This window comes from Streptomyces sp. NPDC052016, assembly GCF_044548445.1.
Taxonomy (GTDB): Bacteria; Actinomycetota; Actinomycetes; order Streptomycetales; family Streptomycetaceae; genus Streptomyces.
Genome location: NZ_JBIUBX010000027.1, coordinates 1 through 22,389, shown reverse-complemented (window position 1 = coordinate 22,389; position 22,389 = coordinate 1). Strand labels below are relative to the sequence as shown.

20 protein-coding genes, 2 pseudogenes and 1 riboswitch are annotated in these 22,389 nt (G+C 74.2%); of the genes and pseudogenes, 11 read left to right on the top strand and 11 right to left on the bottom strand.

Annotation, left to right across the window (positions count from 1 at the left end):
* Positions 1-99 precede the first annotated feature (99 nt).
* A complete protein-coding gene (locus tag ACIHAR_RS29820; protein ID WP_400022645.1) occupies positions 100-342 on the bottom strand; it encodes a heavy-metal-associated domain-containing protein in 243 nt (80 codons plus the stop codon).
* 221 nt (positions 343-563) lie between these two features.
* Between ACIHAR_RS29820 and ACIHAR_RS29815 the strand changes: the two genes are divergently transcribed.
* Complete coding sequence (locus ACIHAR_RS29815; RefSeq protein ID WP_365470446.1) at positions 564-884, top strand: DUF2795 domain-containing protein; 321 nt, start codon at positions 564-566, stop codon at positions 882-884.
* A gap of 180 nt (positions 885-1,064) precedes the next feature.
* Positions 1,065-1,337: a DUF6355 family natural product biosynthesis protein gene (locus ACIHAR_RS29810; protein ID WP_400022697.1), complete on the top strand. Its 273-nt coding sequence runs from the start codon at positions 1,065-1,067 to the stop codon at positions 1,335-1,337.
* A 122-nt stretch (positions 1,338-1,459) separates the two neighbouring features.
* On the opposite strand, the gene ACIHAR_RS29805 is transcribed toward ACIHAR_RS29810, so the two are convergent.
* The 7 genes from ACIHAR_RS29805 to ACIHAR_RS29775 form a co-directional block, all read right to left on the bottom strand.
* Positions 1,460-3,037 (bottom strand): hypothetical protein, encoded by a 1,578-nt coding sequence (locus ACIHAR_RS29805; protein ID WP_400022644.1) that lies wholly within the window; start codon positions 3,035-3,037, stop codon positions 1,460-1,462.
* A 475-nt stretch (positions 3,038-3,512) separates the two neighbouring features.
* A complete protein-coding gene (locus ACIHAR_RS29800) occupies positions 3,513-4,703 on the bottom strand; it encodes an amidohydrolase (protein WP_400022643.1) in 1,191 nt (396 codons plus the stop codon).
* Positions 4,704-4,792: 89 nt separating this feature from the next.
* The gene (locus ACIHAR_RS29795) at positions 4,793-5,650 is read right to left on the bottom strand and encodes an energy-coupling factor ABC transporter ATP-binding protein (RefSeq protein ID WP_400022642.1); all 858 of its coding nucleotides are present in this window, start codon (positions 5,648-5,650) and stop codon (positions 4,793-4,795) included.
* Entirely contained in the window at positions 5,647-6,396 is a 750-nt protein-coding gene (cbiQ, locus tag ACIHAR_RS29790; RefSeq protein WP_400022641.1) for a cobalt ECF transporter T component CbiQ, read from the bottom strand. The genes ACIHAR_RS29795 and cbiQ overlap by 4 nt, the downstream gene beginning before the upstream one ends.
* A 6-nt stretch (positions 6,397-6,402) precedes the next feature.
* Positions 6,403-6,840, bottom strand: a complete 438-nt coding sequence (locus ACIHAR_RS29785; protein WP_400022640.1) for an energy-coupling factor ABC transporter substrate-binding protein — start codon at positions 6,838-6,840, stop codon at positions 6,403-6,405.
* Positions 6,837-7,538: an energy-coupling factor ABC transporter permease gene (locus tag ACIHAR_RS29780; protein ID WP_365470429.1), complete on the bottom strand. Its 702-nt coding sequence runs from the start codon at positions 7,536-7,538 to the stop codon at positions 6,837-6,839. The genes ACIHAR_RS29785 and ACIHAR_RS29780 overlap by 4 nt, the downstream gene beginning before the upstream one ends.
* 29 nt (positions 7,539-7,567) lie before the next feature.
* Positions 7,568-7,751, bottom strand: a riboswitch (cobalamin riboswitch).
* A gap of 325 nt (positions 7,752-8,076) precedes the next feature.
* Positions 8,077-9,234 (bottom strand): PP2C family protein-serine/threonine phosphatase, encoded by a 1,158-nt coding sequence (locus ACIHAR_RS29775; RefSeq protein ID WP_365470489.1) that lies wholly within the window; start codon positions 9,232-9,234, stop codon positions 8,077-8,079.
* A gap of 184 nt (positions 9,235-9,418) precedes the next feature.
* Here ACIHAR_RS29775 and ACIHAR_RS29770 point away from each other — a divergent pair, with 184 nt between their 5' ends.
* The 4 genes from ACIHAR_RS29770 (at position 9,419) to ACIHAR_RS29755 (ending at position 12,439) form a co-directional block, all read left to right on the top strand.
* On the top strand, positions 9,419-9,904 hold the full coding sequence (locus ACIHAR_RS29770; protein WP_365470426.1) for a MarR family transcriptional regulator: 486 nt from the start codon (positions 9,419-9,421) through the stop codon (positions 9,902-9,904).
* 161 nt (positions 9,905-10,065) lie between these two features.
* On the top strand, positions 10,066-11,091 hold the full coding sequence (locus ACIHAR_RS29765) for a YihY/virulence factor BrkB family protein (protein ID WP_365470423.1): 1,026 nt from the start codon (positions 10,066-10,068) through the stop codon (positions 11,089-11,091).
* 55 nt (positions 11,092-11,146) lie between these two features.
* Entirely contained in the window at positions 11,147-11,719 is a 573-nt protein-coding gene (locus ACIHAR_RS29760; RefSeq protein WP_365470420.1) for a phosphatase PAP2 family protein, read from the top strand.
* A 384-nt stretch (positions 11,720-12,103) separates the two neighbouring features.
* Positions 12,104-12,439: an SCO0607 family lipoprotein gene (locus tag ACIHAR_RS29755; RefSeq protein WP_400022639.1), complete on the top strand. Its 336-nt coding sequence runs from the start codon at positions 12,104-12,106 to the stop codon at positions 12,437-12,439.
* A gap of 36 nt (positions 12,440-12,475) precedes the next feature.
* Here the strand turns inward: ACIHAR_RS29755 and ACIHAR_RS29750 are convergent, their stop codons facing one another.
* Both ACIHAR_RS29750 and ACIHAR_RS29745 read right to left on the bottom strand, forming a co-directional pair.
* A complete protein-coding gene (locus ACIHAR_RS29750) occupies positions 12,476-13,276 on the bottom strand; it encodes a class I SAM-dependent methyltransferase (protein ID WP_400022638.1) in 801 nt (266 codons plus the stop codon).
* Between the two features lie 251 nt (positions 13,277-13,527).
* A complete protein-coding gene (locus ACIHAR_RS29745; protein ID WP_365470414.1) occupies positions 13,528-14,484 on the bottom strand; it encodes a helix-turn-helix transcriptional regulator in 957 nt (318 codons plus the stop codon).
* Between the two features lie 281 nt (positions 14,485-14,765).
* Between ACIHAR_RS29745 and ACIHAR_RS29740 the strand changes: the two genes are divergently transcribed.
* The 4 genes from ACIHAR_RS29740 (at position 14,766) to ACIHAR_RS29725 (ending at position 21,390) form a co-directional block, all read left to right on the top strand.
* Positions 14,766-15,062 carry an ANTAR domain-containing protein gene (locus ACIHAR_RS29740; protein WP_365470411.1) on the top strand — a complete coding sequence of 99 codons (297 nt, stop codon included), beginning with the start codon at positions 14,766-14,768 and terminating at the stop codon, positions 15,060-15,062.
* 96 nt (positions 15,063-15,158) lie between these two features.
* Positions 15,159-18,026, top strand: coding sequence for an AfsR/SARP family transcriptional regulator (locus ACIHAR_RS29735; protein WP_400022637.1), 2,868 nt, complete (start codon positions 15,159-15,161; stop codon positions 18,024-18,026).
* A gap of 85 nt (positions 18,027-18,111) precedes the next feature.
* Complete coding sequence (locus ACIHAR_RS29730; protein WP_400022636.1) at positions 18,112-20,016, top strand: BTAD domain-containing putative transcriptional regulator; 1,905 nt, start codon at positions 18,112-18,114, stop codon at positions 20,014-20,016.
* A 504-nt stretch (positions 20,017-20,520) separates the two neighbouring features.
* A complete protein-coding gene (locus tag ACIHAR_RS29725; protein WP_400022635.1) occupies positions 20,521-21,390 on the top strand; it encodes a helix-turn-helix domain-containing protein in 870 nt (289 codons plus the stop codon).
* A 116-nt stretch (positions 21,391-21,506) separates the two neighbouring features.
* Here the strand turns inward: ACIHAR_RS29725 and ACIHAR_RS29720 are convergent.
* Positions 21,507-21,812: pseudogene (locus ACIHAR_RS29720) on the bottom strand (amidohydrolase); the annotation flags it as partial.
* Positions 21,813-22,176: 364 nt separating this feature from the next.
* On the opposite strand from ACIHAR_RS29720, the pseudogene ACIHAR_RS29715 reads away from it, so the two are divergent.
* A pseudogene (locus ACIHAR_RS29715) lies at positions 22,177-22,389 on the top strand (esterase); the annotation flags it as partial.

Below are 22,389 nucleotides of genomic sequence, written 5' to 3'. Positions count from 1 at the left end.
CTGGGGAAGGCCGGGACGCACGGCGTCCGTATCAGCGGAGCGGCACGTCCCGGCGGGGAGGAAGACGCGTGGTCCGGGGCCGCTCGGCCCCGGCCTGGCTCACACCGAGCCGACGAGCTCGTAGCCCGCCTCGTCGACGGCGGCGCGGACGGCCTCCTCGTCGAGCGGGGCTGCGGAGGTGACGGTCACCTCACCGGTCCGGGCGACCGCCGTGACCCCGGTGACGCCGTCCAGCGCGGATATCTCCTGCGACACCGCGCCCTCGCAGTGCCCGCAGGTCATGCCGGACACCTTGTAGACGGTGGTGACGTCGCCGGGTCCGGTGTTCTGCAGGTCGGTCATGGCTTCCTCTTCTCGGATGTCGACACGTGAACGCCGGGCGGGAGCGCGTCCCCGCTCCTCCCGAGCGCCTCGCCACTATACCCCCCCAGGGTATCTCGGGTGTAGCTCGCGGGGCACGGGTCGCGGGAGAGGAAGCGGGGAGCCGGGGGAGGTGAGGGACGGGGTGATGGCGGTTACCCGGTATGTCCCGCACCCGCTGCGAGCCGAGAGGAGAAGAAGCCATGGCCCACAGCACGAGCGCCCGGGACGTGGTCGACGCCATCAAGGACGTCGACTTCCCGGCCGGCAAGGAGGAACTGATCCAGGCGGCCGACCGGGCCGGCGCCTCGCAGGAGGTCGTCAAGGCGCTGCGCGGCATCCCGCCCGAGCAGTACGCCAACCGCGAGGAGGTGGCCCGGTCGGTGCGCGTCGCCCCCGACTCCGACCTGGACCTGAGCCCCGCCCAGCGTGCCGAGCAGGCCCGTGAGGGCGGCAGGCCCGGCCAGTCCCAGCACCTGCGCGAGGTGCCGCGGCCACCGGTGGAGGAGGAACTGGACCGCTGAGCAGCAGTCCGCCGTCCCCCTCACGCCGGGGAGGGCGGCAGCTCACCCGTTCGGCGGAGGGCCGAAACGATCCACTGGGTGAACCGGGCGGTACCACCGACCACCGGGCCCGCGGCGGGACCAACCTGGGCCGGCAATCCCTCACAGGCAAGGAGTCCTGCTTTGCGTGTACGTCGTATGGTGACCGGCGCCCTCGGTTCCGCGGCTCTCGTCCTCACCTCGCTGGGCGCGGTGACCGCCGCCGCGGTCCCGGCGACAGCGGACCCGTGCGGTTTCTACGAGACCGGCTCCGACGCGTTCTACAACCACTGCACGTCCGACGGCTCACGGGTGGTGATCAGGGTGGAGGTCGCCTGGGCGCCCGACTACGAGCGGTGCGTCGCCCCGGGCAAGACCTGGCTGGGCCCCGCCGACAAGATCCAGGGTGCCTACTACGTGGGCCGCACCTGCTGACGCGTCGTTCCACCGAGCGCCCCGCGAGCCGGGGCGCTCCCGTCACGGGCCGGTGTCCCGCCCGCGGAGCGGGTCCGGGGCTCCCTTCCCGTCCCGGCCGGCCACCGCGGGCTCCCCGGCGGTCAGAAGCCGGACCCCAGCGTCTGCGTCGCGTAGGCGCACTCCGTGTAGATGTAGCCGGACCGGAGCTTGGCCGTGTCCGAGGCGGGCGTGGAGAGGCTGTCGTTGTTCGGCTTGTGCAGGAAGTACGTGGTACCGGGCGGCAGGCTGATGGTCCGCTCCGGGTAGTTCTTGCCGCTGTCGCTGCAGGGCTGGAAACCGGGGGAGAGGGTGCTGCTGAAGGAGTACGTGGTGCAGCTGCCGCACGCCTTCAGGGTGAAACTTCCGGTGACCGGACCCGTGTAGAGCACCGTGATGTCGTCGGGGCTGTCGTTCTGCACGGTGACCGAGATGCTGCCGCCCGTACGGGTCGTGGGCAGGCTCTTCCCCGCGGCCGGCACCGTCTGGGCGATCTCCGCGGCGATCGCGATCTTCTGGGCGCGGGCCCGGTTCTTGTGGTTCTTGTTCGCCTCGACGAACGTGTTCATGGTGGTCTGCGCCGCCTCGAAGTCACCGTCCCTGTACTGGTCCACGCCGCACAGGTAGGCGCCCGAGTCCGCGTTGGCGGTGGCCTGCCGGGCGTCACGGGCCAGGGCGTCGTCGACGCCCGCCTCCTCGCCGGGCAGCCCGTCGATCTCGCTGCTGAGGCTCCGCAGCCGCTCGACCGCGCCGCAGGGTTCGCTGCCCTGCAGGTCCCTCGACGTCCGGGTGACGGCGGCGCGCACCGCCGGTTCCACCTTCGCGGCCTGGTCGGACTCGGGGAAGGTGGTCAGCAGTTCGCCGAACTGTGACGCCCAGGTGGTGTCACCGGCCGTGAGGCCCTGCGACGCGCACGCGTACAGGGACGTGGCCAGACGGTCGTCGGGCCAGTCCGTCAGTTCCCCGAGGTCCGTCCGGGGCATGCTCCTGGGCACCGTGCGCAGATAGGTCAGCGGCTCGATCGCCCCGCAGTGGTCGCCCTGGGCGTACGCCTCGCCGACCGTCGCGTAGAAGGTCTTCATCCGGCCGGGCACCCGGTCGGCCGCGCGGGAGCCGGGGTGGTCGGCGCTCAGGTTCTCGTAGACCTCCACCGCCTGGCGGTAGCCGTCCCTGCCCAGGCTGAACGATTGTGTGCCGGCCTTCGCCACCAGACGGTCGGCGCGCTCCAGCCGGTCGAGCAGCATCTGCTGCACCGCTTCGTCACGCGCGTCGTCGTACAGCACGACGCCCCCGGCCGGTACGGCGAGCAGGACGAGCCCGAGCAGGAGGGCGAGGGGCGCCTGTCTGGGCCACGTCGGACGGGCGCGCAGGCCCACGCGCGCGCCGTGCGCCGCCACGGCCGCGAGGAACACGCCGTACAGGACGAGGGCGAACACCGGCACGCCGTCCGGGTCGGCCGGCAGCACCGCGAACAGCAGGGCGGCCGTGGCGATCCAGCACAGCAGCATGAGTCCCCAGCGGCGCACGAGCGCGTACCCCAGGCCGAGGCCGCCGAGATTGAGGACCGCCACCGCGACGGCCCGCGCGCCGTCCGCCGGGGCCGGCGGCGGGGCCGGCGGCATCGGCGGCATGGGCGGGAAGGAGTAGGTGTGGTCGTGCGTGCCGTACCCATCGCCGGACATGGCTGGCCCCCCGTCAACAGTGTCCGCACCCCTGTGATTTGTGAGTGTACGGGCGAAGAGTGACAGCCGAACAGGGCGGCGGCGGGCCGGAGTCGTGGTCTCCGCGGGGGGAGGCTCCGCCCTGTGGAGAGGGTGCGGTGCCAGGGCCGTCAGGTCTGGTGACGCCCCTCGCCTCCGGCCGCCGGGTGAGCCGGTACCTGACCGACGGCTTGGGCCATACCCAGCACCGCGGACTTCGGGAACCGCACTGCCGAACCGGCAGCCCGACCTGCTCGCCGCCGTCTCGGCGGAGGTGCTCTCCGTCTGCCTGCGGGGCAGGGCGGCTCACCGGAGTCGGAGCAGGCCGGTTGTCGCGCACGGCGCCACCGGTCGCCGCTCGTGCCGTCCCGGGCGTCCGTCTCGGAGACCTGCCGGAGACCTGCCGGAGACCCGACTTCTCCAGCCGGTCGAAGACCGCACACCGGTCCGGCAGCGGTCAGCGCGGGGAGCCGACCGTGCCCCGGTGCCCGCTCCAGGCCTCGGCCCGCAGTTCCGCGTCGTACAGGACGTCCACCGCGGTGCACGCCAGGGCCTCCGCGGCGGCCGACAGGACCTGCCGGGCCCGCTCGGAGGCCGCCGCGGTGGCGAACTCGGGCGTGTGGTCGGAGCCGTCCTCACGCATGATCGCGACGAACGGGTGGATGGCCGGCACCCGGCCGCTGACGTTGCCGATGTCCGAGGAGCCCAGGTACACGCCGGGCGCGGGCGGGGTGAGCGCGATCCCGGCACGGCCCAGGTGCGCGGCGAAGCGCCCGGAGAGCACCTCGCTGTCGCGGAAGTGCTCGTAGCGGACCCCGGTACGGTCGACGGCGCACCGGGTGCCGGTGGCCTGCGCCACCCCCGCTGCCGCGGAGCGCAGCTGTCCGGCCAGGTCGTCCAGGGCGCCGGTGGTGGCCGCGCGCAGACCGAACAGGCCCTCCGCGTACTCGGGGACGATGTTGGTGGCCTTGCCCCCGTGCGTGATGACGCCCTGCACGTGGGAGGCCTCGGGGAGGCGCCGGCCGAGCGCGGACAGCACGTTGAACAGCTCGACGAGGGCCGCGAGCGCGTCGATGCCCTCCGTGGGACTGCCCGTCGGATGGGCCGCCCGGCCGTGGAAACCGACGCGGTACTGCTCCGAGGCCGTCAGCGGTGCCCGGGCCCAGTCGTACACCCCCGGATGGAACATGAGCGCAGCGTCCACCTCGTCGAAGACGCCCGCCTCCACCTCCAGGACCTTGCCGCCGCCGTTCTCCTCGGCCGGGCTGCCCACCGCCAGCACCGATCCGGCACCCGGCTCCAGCGCGGCGCGGGCGGCGAGCGCGGCTCCGAGGCCGGCGGCGGCGATCAGGTTGTGCCCGCAGGCGTGCCCCAGGCCGGGCAGCGCGTCGTACTCCAGCAGCAGCGCCACCACGGGCCGGCCCTCGCCGGAGCGCGCGGTGAAGGCGGTCGGCATGCCCGCCACGTCCTGGTGGACCTCGAACCCGCCCCGGCGCAGCTCACCCGTCAGGAGGGCGGCCGCCCGCCGCTCGGCGAAGGCGTACTCGGGATCGCCGTGCAGCGCCGACGCGACCTTCCACAGGGCGTCGGCCCGGTCGGTGACCTCCTGGTGGATGCGGCGGTACGTGGCGTCGGGGGTAGGGGACACGCGGGCCTCCCGGGCGTCGGCGGAGGTTCCTTCCGTGACTCCGGGTTCCACCGGGCGCCACGCCGACACGCCCGCGACGCGCCGGGGGCTCAGCCGTCGGCCGGTACCGGGGGCACGGCGGGCGCCGCCGCCAGCGCGGCCAGCTCCTCCGGGCTGCGCGGGCCGGCCTCGGACTCGGTCAACAGCCCCTGGGCGCGGAGCAGCCGGGCCGCGGCGATGCCCCAGGGCAGCCGGAGTCCCGCCTGCAGGAGGAGGTCCGTGCGGGCCAGGGCCGCCGCCGCGGGGCCGGTGTGGGCGCCGGACGGGGTGAGCAGCGCGGCGTCGTCGGCCCAGCGCAGGGCGAGGTCGACGTCGTGGGTGGCCATCACGACCGTCGTACCGGACACGCGCAGGGCCTCGAGGGTGGCGAGGAGGCGTTCCTGCCCGTCGGGGTCGAGTCCGGCGGTCGGCTCGTCGAGGATCAGCACGCGCGGCCGCATCGCGACGGCGCCCGCGATCGCGGTCCGCTTGCGCTGCCCGTAGGAGAGCAGATGGGTGGGCCGGTCGGAGAGGGCGGTGATGTCCAGGGCGGCGAGCGCCTCCTCCACCCGGTCCCGCACCTCGGCGTCGGACAGGCCGAGGTTCAGCGGCCCGAACGACACGTCCTGCGCGACGGACGCGGCGAACAGCTGGTCGTCCGGGTCCTGCACCACCAGCTGCACGGTCGTCCGCAGCCGGGTCAGCCCCTTGCGGTCGTACGTCACCGGCCGCCCCTCGAGCGTCAACGTGCCGGTGCGCGGCCGCAGTCCGCCGCTCAGCAGCCGCATCAGGGTCGTCTTGCCGCTTCCGTTGCGGCCGAGCAGGGCGAGCGCGCGGCCCTCGCGGATCCCGAAGTCGAGGCCGTCCAGGACGGTGGGGCCCTCCTCGTAGGCGAAGGAGGCGCCCCGCAGGGCGACCAGCTCGCTCATGACAGGGGTCCTTCCAGTACGAGGGTCAGGCCGGTCAGCGTCGCGAGGAGCCCGCAGGCCGCGACCGTGAAGGGGACGGAGACGCGGGCCTCGGGGACCAGGACGCGCAGCGTGCCGTCGTAGCCGCGCCCGGCCAGTCCGGCCTGGAGCCGCGCCGCCCGGCCGAAGGCCCGCACGAACGCGGTGGCCCCGAGACCGGCCAACGAACGCCACTCGGCGGCCCGCGAGGTGTGCCCCAGCCGGGCCGCCTGCGCCTCCCGGATCCGGCGCACGGAGTCCAGCAGCAGGAAGCTCATGCGGTACGTCACCAGGGCGACGTCGACGACCGGCGCGGGTACGCCCGCCCGCACCAGCCGGGGCAGCAGGTCCGACATGGGCGTGGTGAACGCGAACAACAGGACGCCGAGGGAGGCGGCCGAGGTGCGCAGCATCAGCTCCCCGGCGCGCACGGCGCCGCCGTCGGCCCAGCTCACGAACCCGCCGGGCCCGCCCACCTGGACGAGCAGGGTGATCGCGCCGGTGGCGCAGAAGCCCAGGGGCACCCGGTAGGCCCGCCACAGCCGGCGGGCCGGCACACCCGCCGGTCCCAGCAGCACGGCGAGCGCCGTCACCAGGACCAGGGCCGCGCCCGGCCAGGGCGGCAGCGAGATCGCGAGCACGGTGAGACCGAGGCCGAGCACGGCCTTGTCCACGGGATGACGGCGGCGCCAGCGGCTGCTGTGCGCCGCCGCGTCGATCGGCAGCACGGACGCTCAGACCCGTCCCGGCGCGGACTTCTCGGCGTCGGCCGCACGTTCCGTACCGGCCGCGCTCTCCGTGTTCTCCGCGCCCTCGGGGCCCACGGTGTCCGCGGTGTCCGCGGTGTCCTGGGCCCCGGCCCCGGAACGCACCCGCAGTTCGCCCTGGCGGCGCCCCCGGCGCAGGCCGAAGTAGTAGGCGAGGACGCCCGCGCCGAGGGCCGCCTGCACGGCGAACAGCGCCGACTCGATCTCCCCGGACGGCGGCTCGTACAGCGGCGAGAACCACGGCTCGTAGTCGGGATCGATCTCGGTGATCGCCGTCTCCGCCTCGGCGTCGGCGCCGGTGAACGGCTCCTCCTTGTGGTCGCCCAGGCCCAGGGCCAGCGGTAGCACGGCCAGCGCGACCACCACGAGCAGGAGCAGGGCGTTGATCTTCGTGTTCCGGCTCATCGGGCCATCGCCTCCGTCCCGGCCTGCGCCCGCTTCCCGGCCACGAGCACGCCGAGCCGGGTCAGTTCGCCCTTGCTGGACTGTACGAGCAGCCGCATCACGAACACCGTGAGGAGGCCCTCGCTCACCGCGAGCGGGATCTGCGTGACGGCGAAGATGGAGCCGAACTTGCCGAGCGCGCCCAGGAACCCGCTGCCCGGGTCCGGGAACGCCAGCGCCAGCTGCACGCTGGTGACGCAGTACGTGGACAGGTCGGCGACGAACGCGCCGAAGAACACCGCGACCATCAGCGGCACGTCGTACCGCCGCAGCAGCCGGTAGATCCCGTAACCGGCCCACGGTCCGACGATGGCCATCGAGAAGACGTTGGCGCCGAGCGTGGTCAGGCCGCCGTGCGCGAGCAACAGTGCCTGGAACAGCAGGGTGATGGTGCCCAGGACCGCCATGATCGGCGGCCGGAAGAGGACGGCGCCCAGACCGGTGCCGGTGGGGTGGGAGCAACTTCCCGTCACCGAGGGAAGCTTCAGCGCGGACAGGACGAATGTGAAGGCGCCGGAGGCGCCGAGGAGCAGCGTGCTCTCGGGGTGTTCACGGACCTCGCGGGTGAGTGCGCGGACTCCGTGGACGACGAACGGCGCCGACGCGACGCCCCAGGCGACCGCGTGCGCCGGAGGAAGGAAACCCTCGGCTATGTGCATGGCTCAGCAGACCCTCTCCAGCACCTCGTGGATGGTTGACACGCCTTGGCCGGTCTCCTGGCTGACGGGTACCACCGCCCTTGCTCCGCCTTCCCGGGTCCGAGGACCCAGTGGCTGCCCGTGAGGGCCGGAGCCGGACTTCCCGATCACAGTGGCGAGGGCCGCACCGGCATCACACCGGATTTCCCGTTCACCAAGGCGTGGTGACAGTAGTGCGCCGACAGGGGCGGTGACAAGCGGCAACGGGGGCGCGCGGACGGCGGGCGACGGCTCACACCCCGGCGCACGGACACCTCGCGCCGACGCGGCACGCGCTTGCTGAAGGTCGACATCGACGTCCTGGCGGGCCACTTGACCGTGCGCGGCGAGACGGTCGACGGCGACGCCGTGCGGGCGCTGATGCGACAGGGCGGGTCACCTGGCCGCGGAGGCCGCGCGCGCCGCGGCCCGAACCGCCGTGGCGCGCGGAACGGCGCAGGTGCCGTGGGGGGCGTACGCGGACCGGCGGCCGTACCGGCCCGGACGCAGGTCCCGAGGATCAGCGGCCGCGCCAGTCCAGGCAGACCACCAGGGCGTCGTCGTCCGGGACCCGCCGGCCGCCGCGGCGGGCCGACTCCCGCAGGACGGCGTGCGGCACCTCGGCCGCGGGCAGCAGACGGGTGGACAGGATCGCCCTCGCCAGAGAGGCGTCCGCGGACGCCTCCGCGTCGGGGGAGGCGAGCGCGTGGACGCCGTCGCTGACGAGGACGAGCCGGTCACCGGGCTCGATCCGAAACTCCTGCGCCACGTAGTCGGTTTCCTCGAACATGCCCAGCGGCAGCTGGGCGTCGAAGCGGACGCGTTCCACGGTCCCGTTCCGCAGCCGCAGCATCCTCGGGGAGCCGGCGTCGACCACCTGGGCGCGTCCCGTGGCGAGTTCGACGTCGATCATGAGGACCGACAGGTGGCAGCGGCCCCGGTAGTGGGCGTGGACGGCCTGGTCCGCCAGCGCGGCCTGGTCGGCCAGGGGGATGCCGGCCCGCCGTGCGTTGCGCAGGGCGTTGACGGTCAGGCTGGTCAGCAGGGCGGCCTCCATGCCCTCGCCCATGCCGTCGGTGACGTACAGCATCAGGCGGTCGGCCGTCACGGACCAGTCGTAGTTGTCGCCGAAGACCGCGTAGGCGGGCTCCAGCTGGGCGCCCAGGTCGAACTCCGGGCCGGTGCAGGAACGGCCCGGCAGCAGGTCCCACTGCATCTCCGCGGCCAGGGTGAGCCGGTCTCTGCGTCTCGCCCGCAGATACAGGTCGGTGTCCCGCTCGGCCACGATCAGTTCGTGCCCGAGCACCTGCGCGATCTCCGCCAACTCGGCCAGGACGCCGTCCCCGTGACCCGGCAGCGTCATCGTCAGCACACCGAGCCGGTCGCCGCGCACGGTGACGGGCAGGTGCGCGCGCACCCGTCCGCCCCCGACCGGTTCCACGAACGGCTCCTGCGCGCCGAAGGCCCGGCCGGCCGGGCTGTCGTGCACCGGCACCGGCTGCCCGGCGTCCGGCGGCACGGACACCGGTTGCAGCACCGTGAGCCCGTAGTCGGCCAGGTACAGCTCGACGGAGTCCGCCGCGTACCGCTCGACCAGGACACCGCGGACCGCGTCGGGCAACTCGTGGGCCGCCGCCGTCCGCAGAGCACGCTCCACGGTCGCCAGGCCGTTCCTCATGGTCAACACACCAACCTCTCGTGTAAGTTTCTCGGGCCTCGTCGGCAGCACGAGGCCCTCGTCGCGGCCGCGCGTTCGCCGCGGGGTCACCTCCCGCCGGCACGCGTGCCCGGCGTCGCGGGACAGGCGCCACTTCGCTGACGCGCCCTAGTACGCTGGCGGTCGTCCCAGTGCCTGCGAGAGTGTGACCGTGACTGCCTTCCGCCACCGCCCGGAGCCCGAGGAAGTCGCACGGCTGACCTCGACGGCCGCGGAGTTGCTGGAAGTCCTGTGGGGCCGGGCCTCGACCGCTCCGGCGTCCGCCTCCCAGCTGCGCGTGCTGCTGATCCTCGAGCACCACGAGGGGATCAATCTGCGCACTCTCGCCGACTCCCTCGCCTCCACGCCGCCGTCGACCAGCCGCCTGTGCGACCGGCTGCAGGCCGCCGGCTTCGTCGAGCGCGTGGTCAGCCCCGCCGACCGGCGCGAGCTGAGGCTGCGCCTCAGCGACAGGGGGCGGGCCTTCCTCGCGGACCTGCGCGCGCGCAGGGAGCAGCAGCTGCAGGCGGTGCTGGCGGTGATGCCCGCCGCCAAGCGGGTCGCGCTGCTGGAGGGCCTGGAGGCCTTCTGCGACGCGGCGGCGACACGCATCCACGAGGACGCCGGGGACTCCGGCAGCCGGATCGCCTGATCATTCGCGCTCCCTCCCACTGACTGTCGCCTCCCGGAAACAGCGGATACCCCGAACCCCGTCCGACCTGCGTCGGCTGTGGGCAGGATCTCGGCGGGCCCCTGCGTCGGCCGACCGCCGTACCGACGCATGAGGCGGACGCTGGGGGTTACTCCGGTGGTATGTCACGGACATCGAGATCCCGGCCGACGCCCGGGACGGACGCACAGCAGCCGGGGCCGGACGAGCAGGTGGAGCAGCGGGCCCCGGACGAGCCGACCGACCTGCCGAAGCGCTCCTGGGCAGCGGTGCTCAAGGGCACGGTGAAGGAGTTCAAGGACGACGAGCTCACCGACCGCGCGGCCGCCCTGACCTACTACGGCGTGCTGTCGCTGTTCCCCGCCCTGCTCGTCCTGGTGTCCCTGCTGGGCATCTCGGGCAGGTCCGCCACGGACGAGGTGCTGCGGAACCTCCAGAACCTGGCCCCGGGCTCGGCCCGGGACATCATCAGCGACGCGGTGCGGCAGCTCCAGGGCCGGGGCGGAATCGGCTCCATCATGGCGCTCGTCGGTATCGTCCTCGCGGTGTGGTCGGCTTCCGGATACGTCGCCGCCTTCATCCGCAGCGCCAACGCCGTGTACGACATGCCGGAGGGCCGCCCGGTGTGGAAGGTGCTGCCGGTGCGCGTCGGCGTAACGGTGGTGCTGCTCGTGCTGGCCGTGGTCAGCGCGCTGATCGTGGTGTTCACCGGGGCCCTGGCCAGCCGGGCCGGCGAGGCGCTGGGCATCGGGGACACCGCCCTGACCGTGTGGTCGATCGCGAAGTGGCCCGTGCTGGTCGTCCTGGTCACCCTCATGATCGCGCTCCTGTACTGGGCGACGCCGAACGTGAAGGGACGCGGCTTCCGCTGGATCACCCCCGGCAGTGTGCTCGCCCTGCTGATCTGGATGATCGCCTCCGCCGGTTTCGCGTTCTACGTGGCGAACTTCGCCTCCTACAACAAGACCTACGGCACGCTCGCCGGTGTGATCGTCTTCCTGGTGTGGTTGTGGATCAGCAACATCGCGATCCTGCTCGGCCTGGAGTTCGACGCGGAGATGGCCCGCCAGCGCGCCGTCGCGGGCGGACTGCCGCACGACGAGGAACCGTACGTGCCGCCCCGGGACACCCGTGCCTGGACCGAGGAGGACCAGCGTCGTCTGGGATGAGCGGGGTCGGCAGGTGGCCGTGCCGGGTCCGGGCCGGACGGGGGAGGTGCAGGTGGTGAGCGTGTTGACGGATCTTCGGGTGGATCTCCGGGAGGAGGACCACCGCCTCACCCGGCGGGTGGCGTCATGGCGGTCGTCCTGCGCGCGGCGCCTGCTGCCGGCGGTGGAGGAGGCGGCACAGCACACCAAGCTGTGGTGGGGCGCCGCCCTCCTCATGGCCACGGCCGGCGGATCGCGGGGGCGCCGGGCCGCGGCGTCGGGCCTGCTCAGCATGGCGGTGGCGGAGACCGTGTCCAACTGCGTGGTCAAGCAGCTGTGGGAGCGGCGCAGGCCGCCCGAGGAGTGGATCGCGCACCAGGAGGTCCACGACCGCCCCGACTCCTCGTCCTTCCCCTCCGGCCACACCGCCGCGGCCGTCGGCTTCACCGCCGCCGTGGCCGCGGTGTGGCCCTGGGCGGGCGCGGCGTGCGCGGTGCCGACGGTGATGGTGGCCCTCGAGCGGGTCCACACCGGCGCCCACTACCCCTCCGACGTCGCCGCCGGCGCCGCCGTCGGCGTGACGGCGGCGGCCGTGACCCGACGCGTACCCCGCCTGACGCTCCGCGCCCTCGCCGCCGGGATCACGTAGACGTGAGGACACGGCGGGAGCCGCGCGCCGGGCGGACACGCGCGGTGGCGGACGCCGTCAGGGCGGGCCGGGCTCCTCCGGTCGGCCTCACTCGCCGTTCGCAGGGGGCGAGGTGCCGGTGTCCGCAACCCCGTCCGACAGGACGGCCAGCTCGGCGGGCCGGGACCTGGTTCGCCGTTCGCCGGGCGGACCGGCCGCCGTTCGCCGTTCACCGGGCGGACCGGCGCCGGTGGCCGTCAGCGTCCGGTGGGGCGACCGCGGCCGCCGGGTCGGGGTCGGTCGACTCGGGTAGCCCGGCCCACCGCACCTGAGTACGGGTACTCATGAGGGCTCTGCCCGCCGGGGCGCAGGCTGGTCGCACAAGCAAGCGAGAGGGAGCCGTCAGTGCGAAGCGTCAGCAGCGTTCAGAGCCCGTCGTCCGCCGTCAGCCGTGGTGCGGGGAGGTCCGCCCTGGGTCTCGCCCTGGCCGGCCTGACCGCCGTGCTGCTCACCGGCTGCTCCATCGAGGAGGCGAGCTGCGGCGGCGGCGAGTACCCGGTCCTGGCGGTCGGCAGCACGGGCAGCGCGTGCGTGCCCGACGGCGAGCAGCCGCCGGCGGGGTACGCGCGCTATCCGGAAGGAAAGGTTCCCGAGCACGTCGGCGACAAGTGGGACGAGTACTGGAGCACCCACACCCTCGACGAGAAGGGCGACATCATCGAGGTGCCCGAGGGCCAGTGACCGCGCGGCCCGTGCACCGGCGTCCCGGGCCCGGTCTCACGCGGGCGGCGGTGAGCGGCGCACCCGGATCTTCGACTGGCCGTGCGGCAGCTGTTCCCAGTCGTCCATCAGCCGCGCGTGCAGGCCGTGCTCGCGGGCGAGGGAGAGAAGGGTCTCGGCACGGTAGTAGAAGTCCTCGCGCAGTACCTCGTGCTCGGTGCCCTCGGTGCGGTCGAAGGTGAAGTCGAAGAACCCCTGGTCCGTCAGGACGCGCCCGACGTGGGCGAGGCACTCGTCGATGACCTGCGGCGGGGAATGGGAGAAGACGCTGTGCGCGTGGACCACGTCGAAGCGGTCGCCGGGGAGGAAGTCCAGCGTGAGGTCGCCGGTGAGGGTGAGGTACGGCAGTTTGTGCTGGAGCCGGCGCTCGGTGAGCGTCCTCTTGGCGGCGAGCAGGATGTCGGGCGAGATGTCGATGCCGTAGTAGTGGCCGGTGTCGAGGTAGTCGATGAACCGCCAGCCTCCGCGCAGGTTGCCGCAGCCGATGTCGAGCATCCTGTGCTCGGGCAGGAGACCGTGTCCGACGAGGTAGTCGAACTGCATCCGCCCGAGCGCCAGCCAGCGCTCGTGCGTCCGGCTCCCGACGGCGGCCTCCGCGTTGCGCCGCGTGTCGGAGGCCATCACCGCCCGGTAGTAGCCGACGTGGTCGGGATGCCTGAGGCGCAGCCACCTGTCTCTGGTGGCGCGCCGGAGGTACGGGGCGACCTGGCCGGGGTGCGTCAGGGCGTAGCCGACCTTGTGGGTGAGCGTGGAACGGTCGCGCTCACGTTCGCTCCACGACTTCGTGTGCCGGGCCATGACGGTGACCTCCTACGGGTCGGTCCCCGACGCGGGGACAGGCCGCTGACGGCGCTCACTCCACGGGACCACCCCTTCCGCTCCGGGACCAGCGCATAGGTCCGTCCGGGTGAAGGGAGCGGAGGCGGCCTGCCGCCCGACGGGACGCTCCCGGCCCCGGCCGGTGCGGTCACGGCCGCGAACCGGCCCTGCCGACCGCGCTCCGGCACCCGGGCGACGGCCGGGGAGCGTGCTCCCGCTCCTGGTCACGCCTAGTCGGCGAGGGTCCGGTGCGGTGCCCGGCCGTAGGTCCTGCGGTACTGGGCGGCGAAGCGGCCCGGGTGGAAGAAGCCCCAGCGGGCCGCGATGTCGGCGACCGTGGTGCCGTCCTGCGGGGTCGCCGCCAGGAGGTCGGCGTGCGCGTGGGACAGGCGGACCCGGCGCAGATGGGCCAGCGGGGTGGTCTCCATGTGGCGTCGGAAGGCGTACTGGAGGGCCCGGACGGTGACGTGCGCGGCCTCGGCGATGTCGGCGACGGTGAGGGGCTCGTCGGCGTGGTCGTCGATGTAGGCGAGAGCCTGGCGCAGTGTGGCGGGACGGGCGTCGTTGCGGTCGGTCGCGGTGGGGTCGGTGAACGCCGTGTTGGGGAAGGTGGCCAGGACCCCCGCCGCCAGGTGCTGGGCGGCGGTGGACGCGATCAGGGGCTGGCCGGCGAGACCGGGGTCGGCCAGGACGTGGTCGCGCAGGTAGCCGATGGTGTGGCGGAGGTGCTGTGCCGCGGCCGGGGAGTGGGGCCGGTGACCGGTCAGCCGGACCGGTTCGGGTTTGCGCCCGGGAGCCCCGGCGGCGACCTGGTCGAGCAGGCCGGGGTCCAGCATCGTGATGTTGTACCGGGCGTTGCAGACCCGGCCCGAGTAGGGCAGGTCCGGCGGCGCGAAGGACACCACGTCACCGGGGCCGAAGGAGTCCTCGACGCCGTCGAAGACGTGGTCCCGGATGGTGCCCTCGTGGACGAGGCAGAGGCAGATCCGGCCCAGAGGGGTGACGGAGTAGCTCATCTCGAACCCGAGGTCGAGTTCGTCCACGCTCACCGAGGGGATGGCCGTGCGGACGATCCGTGCCCGGCCGGCCGCCGGGTCGCTGCTGCCGATGCTCATGCGTGCGTAGGCCCGGCTGAGGAAGTCCTCGGTCAGGCCCAGGTCGTCACTGTCGAAGAGCAGCGTGTCCATCAAACGCCTCGTCCGTTTCCGTGGGGCCGCCCCGCACCGTGCGGGGCACGACGCCCGGCGGTGCCCGCCCACGCCCTGGGGGAGTGGCGGAGCGCCGGCCGCCCGCCACGCACTCCTGCCCCGCATCGGGGCGCGCATTCGTTTTCTGGATTGACGGCGGCGAGGGTCTTCGTCGTGCGTGCCGCCGCCGCGGCTCGCGGCAGGCACGCTGGGAGGGATCGACGTGATCTCCGTGGACCCGGCCGCGCGGATCTCGTAACAGGAGTGAGAGGCGGTTCAGCATGGCCACGGAGGAGGAGCTCAACGAGCGGATCGACGCCCTCGAGGAGGAGATCGGCCAGCTCAGGCACGCCGTCGTCTCCCACACCGTCGTCGACCAGGCGATCGGCGTGGTCATCGCCGTCGGCCACCTCCGTCCCGAGCAGGGCTGGGAGGTCCTGAAGGAGATCTCCCAGCACACCAACACCAAACTGCGGGAAGTCGCGGAGTACGTGGTGCAGGGCGCCCACTGCCGCTGGCTGCCCGACGAGATCCATCGGGCGTTGGTGCACGCGCTCAAGCGCGCGAAGACGCGGTGAGCCCTCCCGCGGTGCCCGCCCCTCGGACGTAACTCTCGGTAACTTTCCAGGTGACGTACAGTCGACGTCCGGGGAGGATCACCGGAGGGGGTTGACGTGCCGCTGGAGCCGGTGCGGTTCGCGGTCCTGGGACCCGTGCGGGTCTGGCGGGGAGAGACGGAACTGGAGCCGGGCGGGCCGCAGGAGCGCGCCTTCCTCGCACTGCTGCTGGTCAGGGCGGGGCAGCCGGTCGCCGTGGACGAGATCGTCGACGTGCTGTGGGGGACGAGTCCGCCCCGCAGCGCCGTCAACGTGGTGCGCCGGCACGTGGGTTCGCTGCGACGCCTGCTGGAGCCCTCGCTCGCCGCGCGCGCCGAAGGACGCTGGCTGGTGCGGGACGCCGGCGGATACCGGCTCGTGACACCCGGTGACTCCCTGGACCTGCTGAGGTTCCGCACGCTGCGGGAGGCGGCGCGACGGAGCGCGGACGAGTCACCCGCGCGGGCGGTGGAACTGCTCACCGAGGCACTCTCGCTGTGGCGGGGACCGGTCGCCGCCGGCATCCCCGAAGCGGCCCGCGCGCACCCGGCGTTCGACGCCGTCGTCCGGGAACGGCTGTCGGCCGTACGGGAGGCGGCCGAGGCGGCCCTGCGCGCGGGAACGCCGGACGCGGTGCTGCCGCAGTTGCGCGTCGCGGCCGCCGAGCACCCGCTGGACGAGCCCGTGCAGGCCGGCCTCCTCCTCGCCCTCGCGGCGGCGGGCCGCCGGCCGGAGGCGCTGGGCGCCTACGACGCCGTACGGCGGCGGCTGGCCGAGGAGCTGGGGATCGACCCGGGGCCGGAGCTGTGCGAGGCGCACGAGACCGTGCTGCGCGGCGCTCCCGCCGACGGCGCGGGGACCTCGACCGGGGCGACCGGCGGCGGCGGGGCACCGGGCACCCCCGTGGCGGCCCTCGCCACTCCTGCTCAACTCCCCCCCGGCATACCGGCGTTCACCGGACGCCACGCCGAGCTGGACGCGATCCTCGCTGCGTCCGGCGGGGCCGGGCAGCCGGCCGGCACCGTCGTGATCAGCGCCATCGGCGGCATGGCCGGCGTCGGCAAGACCACCCTCGCCGTGCACTGGGCCCACCGCGTCGCCGACCGCTTCCCCGACGGGCAGCTCTACGTCAACCTGCGCGGCTTCGACCCGTCCGGCGCCGTCATGGAGCCGGGCGAGGCCGTCCGCGGCTTCCTGGACGCGCTCGGGGTGCCGCCGGAACGCGTTCCCCACGGCCTGGACGCGCAGACCGCGCTCTACCGCACTGTGCTGGCCGGGCGGCGCGTCCTCGTCGTCCTGGACAACGCCCGCGACAGCGAGCACGTACGGCCGCTGCTGCCCGGCTCACCCGGCTGCCTCGCCCTCGTCACCAGCCGCGACGACCTGTCGGGGCTGGTCGCCGCCCACGGCGCCCACACCCTCACCCTGAAGCCGTTCGACGCACGTCAGGCGCGGGAGTTCCTCGTCCGCCGCCTGGGCGCGGAGCGGGTCGAGGCCGAGCCGCACGCCGCCCGCGAGATCGGCGAGCTGTGCGCCGGACTGCCCCTCGCCCTCGCCTGCGTCGCCGCCCGCGCCGCCGCCCACCCCGGCTTCCCGCTCGCGGCCGTAGCCGCCGAACTGCGCGAGGCCCACGGCAGCCTCGACGCCTTCGCCCGCTCCGACGCCTCCGTCGACGTGGCCACGGTGTTCTCCTGGTCCTCTCGGGAGATCTCGGACCAGGCCGCCCGACTGTTCCGGCTGCTCGCCCTGCACCCCGGCCCCGACTTCGCCCTGCCGGCGGCGGCCGCGCTGGCCGGTGTGCCGATACGCCGGACCCGGCCGCTGCTGGCCGAGCTCACCGGCCTGCACCTCGTCACCGAACACAGTCCCGGCCGCTACGCCTTCCACGACCTGCTGCGCGCCCACGCCGGCGAACTCGTCGCCGAACAGCACACCGAGGACGAGCGGCAGGAGGCCCTGCACCGGCTCTACCACCACTACGTGCACACCGCCCACGCCGCCGACCGGCTGCTCGCGCCCAGCTCCGACCCGCTGCCCCCGCCGCCCCCGCCCGAGGGCGTGCAGCCCAAGCCGCTCGCCGACGATCACCGTGCCCTGGCCTGGCTCAGCGCCGAGCACGCCGCGCTGCTCGCCGTCGTCGATTCGGCCGCCGCCCGCGGGCACGAACGGCTCGCCTGCCATCTCGCCTGGTCCCTGGAGCCGTTCTTCGACCGGCGCGGCCACTGGCACGACGGGCTCGCCGTCCAGCGCACCGCCCTCGAGGCCGCCCTGCGGCTCGCCGACCCCGTCATGGAGGCCCGCGGGCTGCGCGGACTCGCCCGCATCGAAGGCCGGCTCGGCCTGCACGGCGCGGCCGTCCCCCGCCTCCACAAGGCCCTGGCCCTCTTCACCGAACTGGGCGACGACACCGGCCGCGCCAACACCCATCGCAGCCTCGGCTGGGAGCACGAGCAACGCGGCGACCTTCCGGGCGCCCTGCACCACAACCAGCTCGCCCTCCGCCTGTTCCGCACCCTCGGCGACCGCGCCGCGCAGGCCGGCGTCCTGAACTCCGTCGGCTGGTACCACGCCCTGCTCGGCCAGTACCGGCAGGCCCTGACACATTGCTTCGAAGCCCTGACCACGCTCCAGGAACTCGGCGACCGCTACGGCCAGGCCGCCACCTGGGACAGCATCGCCTACGCCCACCACCATCTCGGCCGCCACCCGCACGCCCTCCTCGGCTACCGCAACGCCCTCGCCCTCCTGCGCGAACTCGGCGTGCCCTACCTCGAGGCCGACATCCTCACCCGCATGGGCGACACCCACCGGGCCATGGGCGACGAGGACGGGGCCCGCACCGCCTGGGCGGAGGCACTCACCCTGCTCCGGAGCCTCGGCCACCCCGACGCCGAGCGGGTCGAGGACCGCCTGACCGGACGGGACGGCCGTGCCGGCGCCTGCTGACCCCACCGCCGTGCCCGGTGGCACCCCCCTGGGACGCGTTCCTGCACCGGGCGCCGGGGAGCCGGCGACGGAGCGGGGCGAGGCGATGCGGTTCGAGGTGCTGGGGCCGGTTCGGGCGTGGCGGGGGGAACACGAACTCGACCTCGGGTTCCCCCAGCAACGCGCCCTCCTCGCCCTGCTCCTGGCCCACACCGGCCGGCCCGTGCCGACGAGCGAGATCCTCGACGTGCTGTGGGCCGAACGCCCGCCCGCCAGCGCACTGAACGTCGTGCGCCGCTACGCCGGTGCGCTACGGCGGCTGCTGGAGCCGGAGTTGCCGCCCCGCGCCCCCGGCAGGCGCCTGCTCCGCCGCCCCGGCGGCTACCTCCTGGAGGCGGACCGGGACGAGGTCGACCTGCTGCGTTTCCGTGAACTGACCCGGCAGGGCAAGCGGGCGGCGGCCACCGGGCGGCCCGAGACGGCGGCCCTGCGCTTCACCGAGGCGCTGGGGGAGTGGCGCGGGCCGGTGGCGATGGGGATACCCGCCACCGTGCGCGAGCACGTGCAGTTCACGGCCGTCGAGCGCGAACTCCTGAACACGGCGGGACTGGCGGCCGACGCGGCCCTGCTGTGCGGCCGCGTCGAGCAGGTCCTGCCCGCCCTGCGCCGGGCCACCGCACTCGACCCCCTCGACGAGCCGCTCCACGCCCGGCTGGTCCTCTCCCTCGCGGCCTGCGGTCTGCAGGCCGAGGCCCTCACGGCGTACCAGGACGTCCGCCGCCGGCTGACGGCGGAGCTCGGCATCGCCCCCGGCGCCGAACTCGCGGCGGCGCACACCCGGGTACTGCGCCAGGAGGTGGGGCGGCTGACGTCCGGGCCCACCGTGGACGTCGGACGGGAGGCGCCCATGGTCCACGTGGCCGCCGTACCCGGGACGGCCGCGCTGCCCCCTGCCGCGCGACCGGCCCAACTGCCCCCCGACCCACCTGCCTTCGCCGGACGCAGGGCCGAACTGGAGTGGCTGACGGCCCAGGCGGGATCGGCGGCCGGAACCGCGGCGGGCGGTTCGGAACCACCCGCGGCCGTGCTGATCGGCGGGATGGCGGGCGTCGGCAAGACCACCCTCGCCGAGCACTGGGCTCACCGCGCCGCCCACTGCTTCCCGGACGGCCAACTGCACGTCGGGCTGCGGGGGTTCGATCCGTCGGGGCCCGCCGTGGAGCCGGAGGAGGCGCTGCGCGGGATGCTCATGGCGCTGGGCGTCCCCGCGCCGCGCATGCCGGCCGGCCTGGCCGCCATGACCGGCCTGTACCGCACCCTGCTGGCCGGCCGACGCGTCCTCGTGGTTCTCGACGACGCCGTCGGCACCGAGCAGGTGCGTCCGCTGCTGCCCGCCGCACCGGGCTGTCTCGCGCTGGTCACCAGCCGCCACGCCCTCCCCGGCATGGTCGCCTCCGGCGCCCGCCCGCTGCGCCTCGAGCCGCTCTCCGCGGAGGACGCACGGGAGGCGCTGGCCCTGCGGATCGGCCTCGACCGCCCGGCCGCCGAGCCCCACGCCGCCGACGAGATCGTCGCCCGGTGCGGCCGGCTGCCGCTCGCCCTGGCCGCCGTCGCCGCCCGCGTCACCGGCCGACGGGACGTGTCCCTGGCATCCGTCGCCGCGGAACTGCGCGACGCCGCGGGCACGCTCGACGTCTTCTCCGCCCCCGGCACCACCCCCGCCACCACGTCCGACGTCCGCTCCGCCTTCCTGCGCTCCTACCGCCTCCTGCCTCCGGAGAGCGCCCACCTGTTCCGCCTGCTGCCCCGGCACACCGGCCCCGATGTCACCCCGGCCGCCGCCGCGGCGCTCGCCGGCCTGCCGGTCCGCCGCACCCGTCTGCTCCTGGGGGAGCTCGCCGACGCCCACCTGCTCACGGAGCACGCGCCGGGCCACTACACGCTGCACGACCTGCTGCGCGCGTTCGCAGCGGAACGCGCCGCGACGGAGGGCGTCGAGGCCACCGGGTGAGGAGCGCCGGCGGCGGGGCGCCGGTGCGTTGGCCCGCGCGGCCGTGGGGCGACGGTATCGGTTGGCCCGTGCGGCCGTGGGGTGTTGGTACTGGTTGGCCTGGGCGGCTGTGGGGTGTTGGTACTGGTTGGCCTGTGCGGCTGTGGGGTGCCGGTGCTGGTTGGCGCGTCCGGCGGGCGTCTCTCGGAGGCGGCCGAGCGCTCGTGAGGTCATCGGGTCGGCGCAGGGTCGTTGCGTACCGCGCGAACCGCCGGCGCCCGTCCGTCCTTCTGCAACCGGGCGACGCCCGTGTCGTCACCGGGCCGCGCCCGGGCTGTTCCGCGCGGCACGGCCCCCCTGCGGCCCGCCCGTCGAACCCGCCGCGGAGGGAGGCGTTCCGGAGGCTCGCCGACGGTGTTCCGGGGCCCTGAGCAGGGGTGGTCACCGCGCTGTCACTCTTTTTGCACTTCTCCCGGTCTACCGTCCGGGCGACGAGACCGACAGTCGTTCCGGAGGCAACAGCGGATGTCCACTACCAGCGCCATCGACACACGCGTCTGCCGGACGCCCCTGGGCGTCGAGATCGTGACCGGTGAGCGGGGCCCCGGCCGGCTGCCGGGGGCCCGGGCGGCGGACCCGGCGCACCGGATTCACGCGACCGACGCCGGCGCGTACCTCTTCGTGGGCCTGCGGAGCGCTCCCGCCCCGCCCGGCACCGACCCCGTCGCCGTGCACCTCGCGCCGGGCGACCTCTGCTTCTACGACGCCCACCAACCGGCGATCCTCGACTTCCCCGAGCGGTTCCGGGCGACGGTGTTCCTGGTCCCCGGCGACCTGCTGGCGCTGACGCCCGCCGACGCACGGCGGATCACGCGGACGCCGGTGCCCCGTGCGTCCCGGCTCGGCACGCTGCTCTCGCCGCTGCTGGCCGACCTCGCCCGCACCGCGTTCGAGGCCCGGCCGCCGGTCGGCGAGATGCTCGCCTCGAACGCCGTGAGCATGCTGGCGACCCTGGCCGCCGAGCAGTTGGCCGCCCACGCGCCGGGCTCACCGGACGGGCAGGCGCCGGTACTGGGCCGGATCATGGAGTACGTCGAACTCCACCTGACCGACTCGGACCTCTCCCCAGAGGCCATCGCCCGAGCGCACCACATATCCGTGCGCTACCTGCACAAGCTGTTCCAGGACGAGGGCACCACGGTCGGCCGCTGGATCCTGCGCCGCCGCCTGGAGGAGTGCCGGCGCGACCTGACGCGGTACGGGCGGGGAAGCCGCACCATAGCGGCGGTGGCGGGCCGGTGGGGTTTCACGAGCCCCACCCACTTCAGCCGCGTCTTCCGCGCCGCCTACGGGATGTCGCCCCGGGAGTGGCGGGACGCCGCCGGGCGCCGCTGAGCTCGCGCCTCACCTCCGCGGCCGTGCGTACGACGCGTCCGGGCCGGGAGGCGCGGTGCGTGGTCACCGCGGTGACCGCGAGCGGCGGAGACGGTTCCGCACGGACGGGGGCGCGCGTTCTCCACGAGGAGCCGGACGGCCTTCTCGGATTCTGGCTCGCGTTCGGCGAGTTCCGGCCGGGGCCGGGTGAAGTGCTGGAAATCGGCGGCCGCCCAGGGGAGGTTTTCGCCTCCCCGTTGAGGCGCAGCCATTCGCCGCCGTCCTCGGGGTGCGCCTTTTCGATCCACCGGGTGAGATCGTCGATCTCCTGCCCGTGTCCGCGGGAAACGGCGGTACGCGATGCGGTTGCGTTCGCGCAGGAAGTGCCGGGTGCAGGTCCTCCGGCCCTCGCCCTGGAGCGTGGTGGCCTTGACCGGCGTCGATCACCCGGCGGCCGCGGACCGATGCGGGCGGCCAGGTCCCGGTGTGACATCCCTCCCGTGACCCCGTGACCCCGTGACCCCGTGACCCCGTGACCCCGTGAATCCGTAACCCCGTGATCCCGTAACCCCGATCATTTGATTCACGTCTTCCTGTGCGACGCACGGCGGTTGGTTCACCCACCATCCGAACGTGCCCGCGGTTCGCGCCGTGTTCCGTGAGCGCACTGCGTAAGTCCTCACCGTGCACGGGACGTCAGTGCGCTGTGGGGAAAGTGCCGGTGCGCGCGCGGGCAATGTCCGCAAGCCCGGCGGAAATAGCGTGGCGGGGCAAGACAGCGCACACCGATAACAGCAGGAGACAGCCATGTCCGACGTCGTCGAGCCGGTTCGACCGGTGCTGGAACCCGAGGCCGCGGCGTTCGCCGAGGCGACCGCCAACCCGCCGTACCTGTTCGACCTGCCGCCGGCGGAGGGCCGCAAGGCCGTGGACGAGGTGCAGTCCGGCGAGATCGACAAGCCCGCCGTCGACGAGGAGTGGATCACCGTCTCCGGCGGTCCCACGGGCAGCGTCCGCGCC